Source organism: Streptomyces sp. NPDC046122 (assembly GCF_056429965.1).
This window is the reverse complement of the sequence record NZ_JBWKLQ010000019.1, coordinates 25,599-37,886: the sequence shown is the minus strand read 5'-3', so window position 1 is coordinate 37,886 and position 12,288 is coordinate 25,599. Positions and strand designations below refer to the sequence as shown.

Annotated in this window: 14 protein-coding genes and 1 riboswitch; of the genes, 3 read left to right on the top strand and 11 right to left on the bottom strand. The window is 71.0% G+C overall.

Annotated features, from left to right (window positions below; all coding sequences use genetic code 11):
• Positions 1-25 precede the first annotated feature (25 nt).
• Positions 26-1,291: a PTS transporter subunit EIIC gene (locus AC07FK_RS31260; RefSeq protein ID WP_479108298.1), complete on the top strand. Its 1,266-nt coding sequence runs from the start codon at positions 26-28 to the stop codon at positions 1,289-1,291.
• A 126-nt stretch (positions 1,292-1,417) separates the two neighbouring features.
• Here the strand turns inward: AC07FK_RS31260 and AC07FK_RS31255 are convergent, their stop codons facing one another.
• The gene (locus AC07FK_RS31255; RefSeq protein ID WP_479108297.1) at positions 1,418-2,170 is read right to left on the bottom strand and encodes an MBL fold metallo-hydrolase; all 753 of its coding nucleotides are present in this window, start codon (positions 2,168-2,170) and stop codon (positions 1,418-1,420) included.
• 174 nt (positions 2,171-2,344) lie between these two features.
• Here AC07FK_RS31255 and AC07FK_RS31250 point away from each other — a divergent pair, with 174 nt between their 5' ends.
• Entirely contained in the window at positions 2,345-2,833 is a 489-nt protein-coding gene (locus AC07FK_RS31250) for a type II toxin-antitoxin system PemK/MazF family toxin (RefSeq protein WP_479108296.1), read from the top strand.
• Between the two features lie 117 nt (positions 2,834-2,950).
• Here the strand turns inward: AC07FK_RS31250 and AC07FK_RS31245 are convergent, their stop codons facing one another.
• From AC07FK_RS31245 to clpS, 10 genes are all read right to left on the bottom strand, one after another.
• Complete coding sequence (locus AC07FK_RS31245; protein WP_479108295.1) at positions 2,951-3,901, bottom strand: PLP-dependent cysteine synthase family protein; 951 nt, start codon at positions 3,899-3,901, stop codon at positions 2,951-2,953.
• Complete coding sequence (locus tag AC07FK_RS31240) at positions 3,901-4,179, bottom strand: MoaD/ThiS family protein (RefSeq protein WP_479108294.1); 279 nt, start codon at positions 4,177-4,179, stop codon at positions 3,901-3,903. Before AC07FK_RS31240 ends, AC07FK_RS31245 begins: the two co-directional genes overlap by 1 nt.
• Before the next feature lie 99 nt (positions 4,180-4,278).
• Positions 4,279-4,389, bottom strand: a complete 111-nt coding sequence (locus AC07FK_RS31235; protein WP_341870216.1) for a putative leader peptide — start codon at positions 4,387-4,389, stop codon at positions 4,279-4,281.
• A gap of 69 nt (positions 4,390-4,458) precedes the next feature.
• Positions 4,459-5,232 (bottom strand): ABC transporter ATP-binding protein, encoded by a 774-nt coding sequence (locus AC07FK_RS31230; RefSeq protein WP_479108293.1) that lies wholly within the window; start codon positions 5,230-5,232, stop codon positions 4,459-4,461.
• The gene (locus AC07FK_RS31225) at positions 5,229-6,287 is read right to left on the bottom strand and encodes a FecCD family ABC transporter permease (protein ID WP_479108292.1); all 1,059 of its coding nucleotides are present in this window, start codon (positions 6,285-6,287) and stop codon (positions 5,229-5,231) included. Before AC07FK_RS31225 ends, AC07FK_RS31230 begins: the two co-directional genes overlap by 4 nt.
• Positions 6,288-6,298: 11 nt before the next feature.
• The gene (locus AC07FK_RS31220) at positions 6,299-7,282 is read right to left on the bottom strand and encodes an ABC transporter substrate-binding protein (RefSeq protein WP_479108291.1); all 984 of its coding nucleotides are present in this window, start codon (positions 7,280-7,282) and stop codon (positions 6,299-6,301) included.
• 61 nt (positions 7,283-7,343) lie between these two features.
• A riboswitch (cobalamin riboswitch) is annotated at positions 7,344-7,435 on the bottom strand.
• Positions 7,436-7,561: 126 nt separating this feature from the next.
• Positions 7,562-7,978, bottom strand: a complete 417-nt coding sequence (locus tag AC07FK_RS31215; protein ID WP_479108290.1) for a M67 family metallopeptidase — start codon at positions 7,976-7,978, stop codon at positions 7,562-7,564.
• Between the two features lie 68 nt (positions 7,979-8,046).
• Positions 8,047-9,495: an amino acid permease gene (locus tag AC07FK_RS31210; protein ID WP_479108289.1), complete on the bottom strand. Its 1,449-nt coding sequence runs from the start codon at positions 9,493-9,495 to the stop codon at positions 8,047-8,049.
• Positions 9,496-9,841: 346 nt separating this feature from the next.
• Positions 9,842-10,453 (bottom strand): DUF2017 domain-containing protein, encoded by a 612-nt coding sequence (locus tag AC07FK_RS31205; RefSeq protein ID WP_479108288.1) that lies wholly within the window; start codon positions 10,451-10,453, stop codon positions 9,842-9,844.
• Entirely contained in the window at positions 10,453-10,767 is a 315-nt protein-coding gene (gene clpS, locus AC07FK_RS31200; protein ID WP_344497713.1) for an ATP-dependent Clp protease adapter ClpS, read from the bottom strand. The genes AC07FK_RS31205 and clpS overlap by 1 nt, the downstream gene beginning before the upstream one ends.
• 82 nt (positions 10,768-10,849) lie before the next feature.
• Between clpS and AC07FK_RS31195 the strand changes: the two genes are divergently transcribed.
• Complete coding sequence (locus AC07FK_RS31195; protein ID WP_479108287.1) at positions 10,850-12,178, top strand: nicotinate phosphoribosyltransferase; 1,329 nt, start codon at positions 10,850-10,852, stop codon at positions 12,176-12,178.
• Positions 12,179-12,288: the final 110 nt, after the last annotated feature.

Here is a 12,288-nt window from a genome sequence, read left to right as displayed (position 1 = left end):
GGCGCCTTGCCCCATGGAGGAAATGATGTCCACGGACACCGCCGCCCCCGCGGCCCCCAAGAAGAAGGGCGCCGGCGCGATGGCTGTCATGCAGCGCATCGGCCGCAGCCTGATGCTGCCCGTCGCGGTGCTGCCCGCGGCGGCGCTCCTGGTCCGGCTCGGCAACGCCGACATGCTCGGCCGGGAATCGTATCCCGAGTTCATCACCAAGATCGCGGGCTACATGGCGGCCGGCGGCGGGGCGATCCTCGACAACATGGCGCTGCTGTTCGCCGTGGGCATCGCGATCGGCTTCGCGAAGAAGTCGGACGGTTCGACCGCCCTCGCGGCCGTCACCGGCTACCTCGTCTTCAAGAACGTCCTGGCGACCTTCACCGACCCCAACCTGCCCAAGGTGGCGAAGGTGGTCGAGAACAAGATCGTCATGACGGAGGCCCCGGTCGACGCCAAGGTGCTCGGCGGCGTCGTCATGGGCATCGTCGTCGCCCTGCTCTACCAGAAGTTCTACCGCAAGACTCTGCCGGACTGGCTGGGCTTCTTCGGCGGCCGCCGTCTCGTCCCGATCCTCTCCGCCTTCGCCGGCCTGGTCGTGGGCATCGTCTTCGGGTTCATCTGGCCGGTCCTCGGCACGGGCCTGCACAACTTCGGTGAGTGGCTGGTCGGCTCCGGCGCCGTCGGCGCGGGCATCTTCGGCGTCGCCAACCGCGCGCTGATCCCCGTCGGCATGCACCACCTGCTGAACTCGTTCCCGTGGTTCCAGGCCGGTACGTACGAGGGCAAGAGCGGCGACATCGCGCGCTTCCTCGCCGGCGACCCGTCCGCCGGACAGTTCATGACCGGCTTCTTCCCGATCATGATGTTCGCCCTCCCGGCGGCCTGCCTGGCGATCGTGCACTGCGCCCGTCCCGAGCGGCGCAAGGTCGTCGGCGGCATGATGCTCTCCCTCGCGCTGACGTCGTTCTTCACCGGCGTCACCGAGCCGATCGAGTTCACGTTCATGTTCATCGCGCCGGTGCTGTACGCCATCCACGCGGTGCTGACTGGTGTCTCCATGGCTCTGACCTGGGGCCTCGGCATGAAGGACGGCTTCGGCTTCTCGGCCGGCGCGATCGACTTCGGCCTGAACCTCGGCATCGCGACGAAGCCGTGGATGCTGGTCCTGGTCGGCCTGTGCTTCGCGGCCGTCTACTACGTGGTCTTCCGCTTCGCGATCACGAAGTTCAACCTGCCGACGCCGGGCCGCGAGTCCGACGAGGAGATCGCCGAGCTGCAGAAGGCCGAGGCGAAGTAGGCCGCGGCCGTACGCGCGAGGGCCCCGGACCGTGGTACTGGTCCGGGGCCCTCTGCCGTGTCCCGCCCCCGTCAGGTCTCGTGCCGGACCCGGCGTACGTGAGGTCCCGTGCCGGACCCCCGTACGTCAGATCTCGTACTCCGCGCCCGCGACCGCGAGTTCCGCCGGGCCGGTGTAGACCGCCCGCGCGTCCGTCAGGTTCACTTGCGGGTCCGTCCACGGCGGGATGTGCGTGAGGACCAGCCGTCGGGCGCCCGCCCGCTCGGCGCACTCGCCGGCCTCGCGGCCGTTGAGGTGGAGGCCCGGGATGTCCTCCTTGCCGTACGTGAAGGACGCCTCGCACAGGAACAGGTCGACCTCGCGGGCCAGTTCGTGCAGGGCCGAGCACGTCCCGGTGTCGCCGGAGTACGCGAGGGATCTGCCGCCGTGCTCGACGCGGATGCCGTACGCCTCGACCGGGTGCGCGACCTTCTCCGTGCGCACCGTGAAGGGACCGACGTCGAACACGCCCGGCTTGAGCGTGTGGAAGTCGAAGACCTCGGCCATCGACCTCTCGGTCGGGGTGTCGGCGTACGCCGTCGTGAGGCGCTGCTCGGTGCCCTCCGGGCCGTACACGGGGATCGCGGGGGCGCGACCGCCCTCGTGCCGGTAGTAGCGGGCGACGAAGTAGCCGCACATGTCGATGCAGTGATCGGCGTGCAGGTGGCTGAGGAAGACAGCGTCGATGTCGTAGAGACCGACGTGGCGCTGCAGCTCGCCGAGGGCGCCGTTGCCCAGGTCGAGAAGCAGCCGGAAGCCGTCGGCCTCGACGAGGTAGCTCGAGCAGGCCGATTCCGCGGACGGGAACGACCCTGAGCAGCCGACGACGGTGAGCTTCATGGAGCGTGAACCTCCGTAACAGGGACGGGGAGGGTTCGTGCGGGTTCGTCGAGCGTAAGGCGCGACGGAGCAGGTCGCTCCTCGATGGCGGGGGGTTGTGGGGGAACTCACCTGCACTGTCACCGGTTCGGGCGGGGGCGCGCGGGGCGGCCGGAGCGCCGGTACCGTCGGGGGATGGACACGTCCTGGTGGGCGGCGCTGGCCGCCGTAGTGGTACTCGCGCTGGTCGCGGCCGTGGTGGACGGCCGGGGGCGGTCTCCCCGGCGCCGCCCCGGGGGGCGCGCGCGGCCCCCGGGGCGGCCTCAGGGAACGCGGCGGCCGGAGCGCGGGCCGCGGGCACCGCAGGTGTCCGGGGGGCCCAGGGCCGGGGAGATCTGGTGGGCCGACGTGCCGTACGAGGACGGGCCCGGGTCCAAGGACCGGCCCTGCCTGGTGCTGTCCGTACGGGGGGACAGCGCGCTGATCGCGAAGATCACGAGCAAGCACCACGAGGAGCGGCCCGGGGTGATCGCGTTGCCGCCGGGGGCGGTGGGGGACGCTCGTGGCCGGCCGAGCTTCCTGGAGACGGACGAGCTGCGGGACGTGGCGGTGCGGGAGTTCCGGCGGCGGGTCGGGGCGGCGGATCCCGCGGTGTGGGACCGGGTCCGGCACCTGGCGCGCTGACGCACGGCCGCCGCGCGGGGCGCTCCCCGGCTCCGGCGCGCCGGGGCCGGGTACGCGAACGCCGGAGGGGCCGAAGGCGCCCGGGGGCGCGGTCCGGCCCGTCCGGCGCGGAGGGCCCTACGCCCAGAGCTGGCCCTGGAGCGTTTCGATGGCCGCCTCGGTCGTCTCGGCGGTGTAGACGCCGGTCGACAGGTACTTCCAGCCGCCGTCGGCGACGACGAACACGATGTCCGCCCGCTCCCCCGCCTTGACCGCCTTGTTCCCGACCCCGATCGCCGCGTGCAGCGCCGCCCCGGTGGAGACGCCCGCGAAGATCCCCTCCTGCTGGAGGAGTTCCCGCGTCCGTGTCACGGCGTCCGCCGAGCCGACCGAGAAGCGGGTGGTCAGCACGGACGCGTCGTACAGCTCGGGGACGAAGCCCTCGTCGAGGTTGCGCAGGCCGTACACCAGGTCGTCGTAGCGGGGCTCGGCAGCGACGATCTTGACGTCGGGGAGGTTCTCCCGCAGGTAGCGGCCGACGCCCATGAGCGTGCCCGTGGTGCCCAGGCCCGCGACGAAGTGCGTGATGGTCGGGAGGTCGGTGAGGATCTCCGGCCCGGTGGTGGCGTAGTGCGCCCCGGCGTTGTCCGGGTTGCCGTACTGGTAGAGCATCACCCAGGACGGGTTCTGCGCCGAGAGCTCCTTGGCGACCCGTACGGCCGTGTTGGAGCCGCCTGCCGCCGGCGACGAGATGATCTTCGCTCCCCACATGGCGAGCAGGTCGCGCCGCTCCTGGGAGGTGTTCTCCGGCATGACGCACACGATGTCGTAGCCCTTGAGGCGGGCCGCCATCGCGAGCGAGATGCCGGTGTTGCCGCTGGTGGGCTCGAGGATGGTGCAGCCCGGCGTCAACCGGCCGTCCTTCTCCGCCTGTTCGACCATGTGGAGCGCCGGGCGGTCCTTGATCGAGCCGGTGGGGTTGCGGTCCTCCAGCTTGGCCCAGATGCGGACGTCCTCCGAGGGGGACAGCCTGGGGAGGCGGACGAGCGGCGTGTTGCCGACCGCCGCCAGCGGGGAGTCGTACCTCATCAGACCATGCCGCCGGCGACGGCCGGGAGGATGGTGACGCTGTCGCCGTCGGCGAGCTTGGTGGAGATGCCGTCGAGGAAGCGGACGTCCTCGTCGTTGAGGTAGACGTTCACGAAGCGGCGCAGCTGGCCGTTGTCGACAATGCGCTCCTGGATGCCGGTGTGGCGGGCTTCCAGGTCGGCGAAGAGGTCGGCGAGCGTGTCGCCGTTGCCTTCGACGGCCTTGGCGCCGTCCGTGTAGGTGCGGAGGATGGTCGGGATGCGGACCTCGATGGCCATGGCTGTCGACTCCTGTCAGGAGGGTGGCGTGAAAGGCGCGCGGCAGTTCGTCCCCCGCGCTGGGGCAAGCGTGTGTACGAGTGCTGGTTGGCCCGTGGCTCAGGCCGTAGGCGTACAGATTGCGCTGGCGAGCCGGCACAGGTCGACGTGCAGGCGCGCCACGAGCAGCACGGTGCTCGGCGTCGTCTCGCTCACGTCGTGGGGAACCATGCGGTCATCGTATAGATTCCCGGACCGGTTGCCGGTATGTGATCTCACATCGTGGTCGAAAAGTGCTCGTCACGTGGACACCGGCAGGTAGACGACGGTCGGTGCGCCGGTCGTCGGATGGACGCTGACCTCGGCGGACACCCCGTACACGGCACGCAGGAGGTCCACCGTGAGGACGTCCTTCGGCGCGCCGGACGCGACGACCCGGCCGCGGTCCAGTACGTAGATCCGGTCGCAGTAGTACGCCGCGAGGTTCAGGTCGTGCAGCGCGAGGAGGCTGGTGGCGCCCAGGCCCCGCACGAGGCCGAGGATCTCCAGCTGGTAGCGGATGTCGAGGTGGTTGGTCGGCTCGTCGAGTACGACGAGGGACGGCTGCTGGACGAGGGCGCGGGCCGTCAGGGCCCGCTGGCGTTCGCCGCCGGAGAGCGACGGGAAGGCCCGGGCGGCGAGGTCCGCGATGCCGACCCGGTCGAGGGCCTCGCGTACGAGGGCGTCGTCGGCCCCGGTGTCCTGCTCCCAGAAGCGCTTGTGCGGGGAACGGCCCATGGCGACCACTTCACGGACCGTCAGTTCGAAGGCGGCACCGCTGTCCTGGGGGACGGTCGCGATGCGCCGGGCCCTGGCCTTGGGGCTCATGGCGTGCAGGTCCTCGCCGTCGAGGAGGACCCGGCCGTGGGTGGGGCGCAGGGTCCCGTACACGCAGCGCAGGAGGGTCGTCTTGCCGCTGCCGTTGGGGCCGACCAGGCCGACGGTCTCGCCGTCGGCGGCGGTCAGGGTGACGTCGTCGACGAGGTGGCGGCCGTCGACGCCGTACGAGAGCCCTTGCGCGGTGAGGGTCGTCATGCGGCGGCTCCTTCGGTCGTTCCGTACGGCCGGCGGCGCAGCATCCACAGGAAGAACGGGCCGCCGGTGAGCGCGGTGAGCACGCCGACGGGGATGTCCTGGGGCGCGGCGACGGTACGGGCCGCCAGGTCGGCCAGGACCAGGAAGGCCGCCCCGCCGAGCGCGGCGACGGGCAGCAGCCTGCGGTGCCCGGCGCCGACGGCCATGCGGGCGGCGTGCGGGACCATCAGGCCGACGAAGCCGATCGCCCCGCTGAAGGCGACGAGCACGCCGGTGAGCAGCGAGGCCAGGACGAAGACGGCGGCGCGGAAGCGGCCGGTGTCGAGGCCGAGGACGGTGGCGCCCTCCTCGCCCACCAGGAGGAGATCGAGCGGCCGGGCGAGGGTGACGAGGACGGCGGTGCCGGCGGCGAGGACGGTCGTGGGCAGCGCGAGCATGTCCCAGCGGGCGCTGCCGAGCCCGCCGAGCGTCCAGTGGAGGATCTCCTTCAGGTGGTCGGCGCGGGCCGAGGTGACCATCAGGAGGCTCGTCAGGGCGGACAGGATGTACGAGACGGCCACTCCGGCGAGCAGGAGCCGCCCGGTGGTCATGGCGCCGCCGCCGCGTGCCAGCCCGTACACGAGGACGAGGGAGCCGAGCGCGCCCGCGAAGGCGGCCAGCGGGACGGTCAGGGTGGTGGCGATGCCCGCGCCGGCGCCGATGCCGAGCACGATGGCGCCGACCGCGCCGACCGACGCCCCGGAGGAGACTCCGAGCAGGAACGGGTCGGCGAGCTGGTTGCGCACGAGGGCCTGCAGCACGGTGCCGACGACCGCGAGCCCGGCGCCGACGACGGCGCCGAGCAGGACGCGGGGCAGCCGTACGTCGAGGACGATCGTGCGGTACGGGCCGGGCTCGGCGGTACCGCCGAGGATCTGCAGGACCTGCGGGGCGGGGATGCGTACCGAGCCGAGGACGAGTCCCGCGACCGCCGCGCCCGCGAGCAGGGCGGCGAGAGCGGCGACGAGGAGGGTGTAGCGCAGCCGCCCCCGGGAGGCGGGGGTCTCGCAGCTCACGGCCGCCCCCGCTACTTCTTGAGCTCGGGGTGCAGCCGGCGCGCGAGCTTGTCGACGGCGGCCGGGGCGCGGACGCCGAGGACCATGTCGGAAAGGGGGAGGACGGCGAAGCGCTTGTTCTTCACGGCGGGGACGTCGGCGAGGGCCGGGTCGTCGAGGAGCCGCCGCTTCTTCTGGGCGACGGTGGTGGAGCCGTAGTCGAGGATGACGATCGCCTCGGGGGCGCGGTCGACGACGGTCTCCCAGGAGGTGTCGGCGAACGGCTTCGGGAGGTCGGCGAAGACGTTCTCGCCGCCCGCGCGCCTGACCATCTCGTGGCCGATGCCGGCGCCGCCGATGGTGGAGGCCGTCTTGTCGCCACCGTCGTAGACGAAGACGGGGACGGGGTCGGCGCCGGCCAGCCGCTTCGCGGTGGCGGCGTTCGTGGCCTCGGCCCCGTCGATCCAGCGCTCGGCGCGGTCCGGCACGCCGAAGGTCCGGCCGACCTCGCGGATCTCTTGGTACAGGGCGTCCATCGACGTCTTGCCGTCGGCGCAGTACTCCGTGTTCAGGCGGGAGTTGATGCCGGCCTTCCGCAGGGTCTCTCGGCTGCGGCCGTCGCCGGCGGAGAAGGCGGAGGCGTAACCGCCGTACACGAAGTCCGGGTTGGCGGCGAGCAGCCTCTCGTAGGAGGGGTACTCCTTGGAGAGCACCGGGGTGGCCCGGTAGTCCTTCTCGTACGCGGGCAGCACCTTGTCGTCGAGGTAGGCGGTGCCGACGAGGGACCCCGCGAGGCCGAGTTCCAGCATCACCTCGGTGACGTGCTGGTTCATGGTGACGACGCGGGTGGGCGGTGCCTTGTAGGTCGTCTTCACGCCGCAGTTGGTGACGGTGTACGGGAAGCCGTCGGCCGCCTTCGCGCCGGGCTCGGGCTGCTCCGCGGCCGTGGTGCAGGCGGTGAGGGAGAGCAGCGCGGCGGCCACGAGGGCGCGGCGGGATCGCCGGGTACGGAACACGGTGGTGCCTCCTCCGGGGGATGTCCTCGTCCCCTGGTCGGTGGTGCGGGAGGCGGCAGGTCAGTTCCTGGCTTCCGGGCATGGCTAGGGCCGTGGCGCTCGCGATGCCCGGTCACAGTGGCGGGACCGTGCCGGATTCGCACCGGCTTCCTGGGTCCTGCCGCCCGGGTCGTGCACAGTGTGTCACTGCGTCGCGGGCGGTGATCGTGCGGGCCACCGGAGCCCGGGACCCGCCCGCGTACGCGGCGCGCCCTCACCGGCGGGCGCGGCCGGCGGGGACTACGCCTCGACCGTGACCTCTTCCTCGGTGATCACGCCGTCCACGATGCGGAACGAGCGGAACTGGAAGGGGCCCGCGTCGTCCGTGTCGGCGGTGGAGACCAGGACGTAGTGGGCGCCGGGCTCGTTGGCGTAGCTGATGTCCGTACGGGACGGGTACGCCTCGGTCGCCGTGTGCGAGTGGTAGATGATGACGGGCTCTTCGTCCCGGTCGTCCATCTCGCGGTACAGCTTGAGCAGGTCCGAGGAGTCGAACTCGTAGAACGTGGGCGAGCGGGCGGCGTTCAGCATCGGGATGAAGCGCTCGGGGCGCCCGGACCCGGCCGGACCCGCGACCACGCCGCACGCCTCGTCGGGGTGGTCGGCGCGGGCGTGCGCGACGATCTGGTCGTAGAGGGCCTGGGAAAGGGTCAGCATGGGCCCCAGGATATGCAAAGGGCCCCGCCCGTACCGAGGGATGGTACGGGCGGGACCACATGCTGGGATCAGCTCGATTCGGCGGCCGACGGCCCGTTGTTGCGCTTCTTCAGCACCAGCCAGGACACGCCCAGCAGCAGCGCCCAGAACGGTGCGCAGTACAGCGGGATCCGCGTGTCCTCGCCGATGCCCATCATCACGACGACCATGCCGATGAAGAGCAGGGCGAACCAGCTCGTGTACGGCGCTCCCGGGGCCCGGAAGGAGGACTTCGGCAGCTCGCCGCGGTCGGACTTGGCCCGGTAGCGGATCTGGCTGACCAGGATCATGATCCAGGCCCACATGCCGGAGATGGTCGCGAAGGAGACGACGTAGTTGAACGCCTCGCCCGGCCACTGGTAGTTGATCCACACGCCGACCAGCATCAGGGCGGCGGAGAACGAGGTGCCCACCAGGGGCAGGCCGTTCCTGGTCAGCTTGGTGAAGAACTTCGGGCCCTGGCCGTTGAGCGCGAGGTCGCGCAGCATGCGGCCGGTGGAGTACATGCCCGAGTTGCAGGAGGACAGGGCGGCGGTGAGGACCACGAAGTTGACGATGGCGGCGCCGACGCCGAGGCCCATCTTCTCGAACGCCGCCACGAACGGCGAGATGCCCGGCTTGAAGTGGGTCCACGGGACGACCGAAAGGATCATGATCAGCGCGCCGACGTAGAAGACGGCGATGCGCCACGGGACGGTGTTGATGGCCTTGGGCAGGACCGTCTCCGGGTCCTTGGCCTCGCCCGCGGTGACGCCGACCAGCTCGACGGCGAGGAAGGCGAACATGACCAGCTGGAGGGTCATCAGCGTCTGGCCGATGCCGTTGGGGAAGAAGCCGCCCTGGTCCCAGAGCATGGTCACCGAGGCCGTGTCGCCGGCGTCGGAGAAGCCGAGGGTGAGGATGCCGGCGCAGATCAGGATCATGCCGACGATCGCGGTCACCTTGATCATCGAGAACCAGAACTCCAGCTCGCCGAAGAGCTTCACGGAGATCAGGTTCACGCAGAAGAGGAGGACCGTGAAGACCAGGGCGAAGACCCACTGCGGCTGGTCGGTCCAGCCGTCCGTGCCCTTGGTCCAGTACTGCATGTACTCGGAGGCCGCGGTGACCTCGGTGATGCCGGTGACGACCCAGAAGAGCCAGTACGTCCAGCCGGTCACGAAGCCGGCGAAGGGGCCGACGAACTCGCGGGCGTACTCCGAGAAGGAACCGGAGACCGGGCGGTACATGAGGAGCTCGCCGAGCGCCCGCATGATGAAGAAGATGACGAGGCCGGCCATGGCGTAGGCCAGGATCAGGCTGGGTCCCGCGATGGAGATGCCCTTGCCCGCGCCGAGGAAGAGGCCGGTGCCGATGGCGCCGCCGATCGCGATCATCTGGATCTGACGGGCCCCGAGTCCGCGCTGGTAACCCTCGCCGGATGTCGCGCCTTCGGCCTCACTGCCGTCGTGCTGCTTGTCGACCTGCACTGAGGTCATGGTGTGTCGCGCCTTTCTCCATGCCGACCCGGCCTCGAACGGCTCGGATCGACTGTGACGATCCTTTAGGGGCGAGCCCCCGGATGTGGAATGGAGTGCGTACCGGCGGTCAGCCGGCTTCAGCGCCCCCGGGGTACAGGGGTGGCGTCCCCGGGCGGTCGTGAAGATCTATCACGCACACACCGCTGATCCACTGCGCCCCATGTGGCGCGCGCCACGGAGAAAAGGGACAAAAGACGCCTGGGGCAGCAAAGGAGCCCCAGGCGTTAATGCGATCGTTATCCGGATTTGAGTGTCCGTTGAGCGAACGCCATGGTTCGACATGTCCGGACAGGTCAGGGCACAGTCAGGGCATGAGCGTCTCGACGAGGCTCTCCTGGAGGGCGCCGAGCCACAGATAGGCCATCACCATCGGCTTGCGCGGGTCGGAGTCCGGCAGCCGGTACAGCTCGCCGGTCCCCCCACCGTCGTCGTCGTCCGTGACCTCCAGGCGTGTGCCGATGGTCAGCCGCAGGTCGTTGAGCGTGCCGAGCCAGCGCCTGCATTCGTCGTCCGCCAGCTTGAGCACGGCGCCCCCCTCGCCCCCGGTGGCGAGCGCGTCGAGGCTGCGTACGACGGCGAGCGCGTCCTCGCGCTTGCGCTCGCGCAGGTCGTTCTCCGTGAAACGGCGGAACTCGGCGGAGTTGGCGCGCACCTCCTGCTCCCGCGGGTCGTCGGGGTGCGCCTGCGGGTCGCCGTACGCGTCGGGGAAGAGCCGGGCGAGGGCGGGGTCGGACGGCGCCTCGCTGGGGCCCTCGGCGAACAGCGCGGCCAGCGGGTCCTCGCCCGCCGCCGGCTGGTCGCCCGGTCCGACCAGTTCGAGCAGTTGTACGGCCAGGCTGCGCAGGATGGAGATCTCGACCTCGTCGAGCGCGACGGCCGCGCCGCCCCCGGGGATCCCCTCGAAGAGCCCGGCCATCAGCCGCGGTCCTGCGTGAGCGTCGCCCAGAGTCCGTAACCGTGCATCGCCTGCACGTCGCGCTCCATCTCCTCGCGGCTGCCGCTGGAGACGACCGCGCGGCCCTTGTGGTGAACGTCCAGCATCAGCTTGTGCGCCTTGTCCTTGGAGTAGCCGAAGTACGTCTGGAAGACATACGCGACGTAGCTCATGAGATTGACGGGGTCGTTGTGGACCAGCGTCACCCAGGGGACGTCGGGTTCGGGGACGGCGGAGGTTTCCTCGGCCGATTCCGGGCGTTCGATCTCTGCGGGAGCCGTACTCACTCGTCCCATGGTGCCACCCGTGACGTGCCGTCGCACAAACGGCCACTTAGAAATCGTCACTCTGACGAGATTAGGAGGTAGCATCTTTGCCATGAACACTGCGGACCTTGGGCTGCCGGTGGACGTTCCGTCGACGGCGCTCTTCACCGACCAGTACGAGTTCACGATGCTGCAGGCCGCCCTCAAGGCGGGCACCGCCGACCGGCGCTCCGTCTTCGAGGTCTTCACCCGCAGGCTGCCCGAGGGGCGCCGCTACGGCGTCGTGGCGGGCACCGGGCGCGTTCTGGACGCCGTGGAGAACTTCCGCTTCGACGCCGGCGTGCTCGGCTTCCTGCGCGAGCACGCGATCGTCGACGAGCCGACGCTGGAGTGGCTCGCGTCGTACCGCTTCACGGGCGACATCTGGGGCTACCCCGAGGGCGAGGTCTACTTCCCGGGGTCGCCGATCCTGCGCGTCGAGGGCAGCTTCGCCGAGTGCGTGCTGCTGGAGACCGTGATCCTCTCGATCCTCAACCACGACTCCGCCATCGCGGCGGCCGCCTCCCGGATGGCCTCCGCGGCGGGCGGCCGGCCGCTGATCGAGATGGGCGCCCGCCGTACGCACGAGCTGTCCGCCGTCGCCTCGGCGCGCGCCGCGTACGTCGGCGGCTTCACCTCCACCTCGGACCTGGCGGCCGGGTTCCGCTACAACATCCCCACCGTCGGCACCAGCGCGCACGCCTTCACGCTGCTCCACGACACCGAGCGCGACGCCTTCCGGGCCCAGGTCGCCTCCCTCGGCAGCGCAACGACGCTCCTGGTCGACACGTACGACGTCGAGGAGGCGGTCCGTACCGCCGTCGAGGTGGCCGGGACGGGCCTCGGGGCGGTGCGCATCGACTCCGGGGACCTGCTCCTCGTCGCACACCGGGTGCGCGACCAGCTCGACGAGCTGGGCGCCACCGGCACGAGGATCGTGGTGACCAGCGATCTGGACGAGTACGCCATCGCCTCGCTCGCGGCGGCCCCGGTGGACGCGTACGGCGTCGGCACCCAGCTCGTCACGGGCAGCGGGCACCCCACCTGCTCCATGGTCTACAAGCTGGTCGCCCGGGCCGCCTCGGCGGACCCGCAGGCCCCGCTCCACCCGGTGGCCAAGAAGTCGACCGGCGGGAAGACCTCGATCGGCGGCCGCAAGTGGGCGGCCCGCCGCCCGGACGCGCACGGCGTCGCGGAGGCCGAGGTCGTGGGCACCGGGCCCGTACCGCCCGGGCTGGCGGGCCGGCAGCTGCAGATCGAGCTGGTCAAGGGCGGCGAGGTGGTGGCGCGCGAGCCACTGGACGACGTACGGCAGCGGCACATCGCCGCCCGCGGGAGCCTGCCGATGTCGGCGGTGCAGCTGTCCCGGGGCGAGCCGGTGATCCCCACCGAGTACGCATGAACGCGGCATGAGCGGGCAGCGGCAGGCCAGAGGCCGGGCGCTCCGGGCACCGTCGGCCTTCTAGCAGCCAAATGCCCCCTGCCGCAAGGCCGTTGGAATCTCTACTCTCG

Coding starts and splice junctions, on each gene's coding strand:
- AC07FK_RS31210 (WP_479108289.1), bottom strand. CDS start 9,495: ATGACCTCAGTGCAGGTCGACAAGCAGCACGACGGCAGTGAGGCCGAA.
- AC07FK_RS31215 (WP_479108290.1), bottom strand. CDS start 7,978: ATGCTGACCCTTTCCCAGGCCCTCTACGACCAGATCGTCGCGCACGCC.
- AC07FK_RS31230 (WP_479108293.1), bottom strand. CDS start 5,232: ATGACGACCCTCACCGCGCAAGGGCTCTCGTACGGCGTCGACGGCCGC.
- AC07FK_RS31240 (WP_479108294.1), bottom strand. CDS start 4,179: ATGGCCATCGAGGTCCGCATCCCGACCATCCTCCGCACCTACACGGAC.
- clpS (WP_344497713.1), bottom strand. CDS start 10,767: ATGGGACGAGTGAGTACGGCTCCCGCAGAGATCGAACGCCCGGAATCG.
- AC07FK_RS31195 (WP_479108287.1), top strand. CDS start 10,850: ATGAACACTGCGGACCTTGGGCTGCCGGTGGACGTTCCGTCGACGGCG.
- AC07FK_RS31205 (WP_479108288.1), bottom strand. CDS start 10,453: ATGGCCGGGCTCTTCGAGGGGATCCCCGGGGGCGGCGCGGCCGTCGCG.
- AC07FK_RS31235 (WP_341870216.1), bottom strand. CDS start 4,389: ATGGTTCCCCACGACGTGAGCGAGACGACGCCGAGCACCGTGCTGCTC.
- AC07FK_RS31245 (WP_479108295.1), bottom strand. CDS start 3,901: ATGAGGTACGACTCCCCGCTGGCGGCGGTCGGCAACACGCCGCTCGTC.
- AC07FK_RS31260 (WP_479108298.1), top strand. CDS start 26: ATGTCCACGGACACCGCCGCCCCCGCGGCCCCCAAGAAGAAGGGCGCC.
- AC07FK_RS31250 (WP_479108296.1), top strand. CDS start 2,345: ATGGACACGTCCTGGTGGGCGGCGCTGGCCGCCGTAGTGGTACTCGCG.
- AC07FK_RS31255 (WP_479108297.1), bottom strand. CDS start 2,170: ATGAAGCTCACCGTCGTCGGCTGCTCAGGGTCGTTCCCGTCCGCGGAA.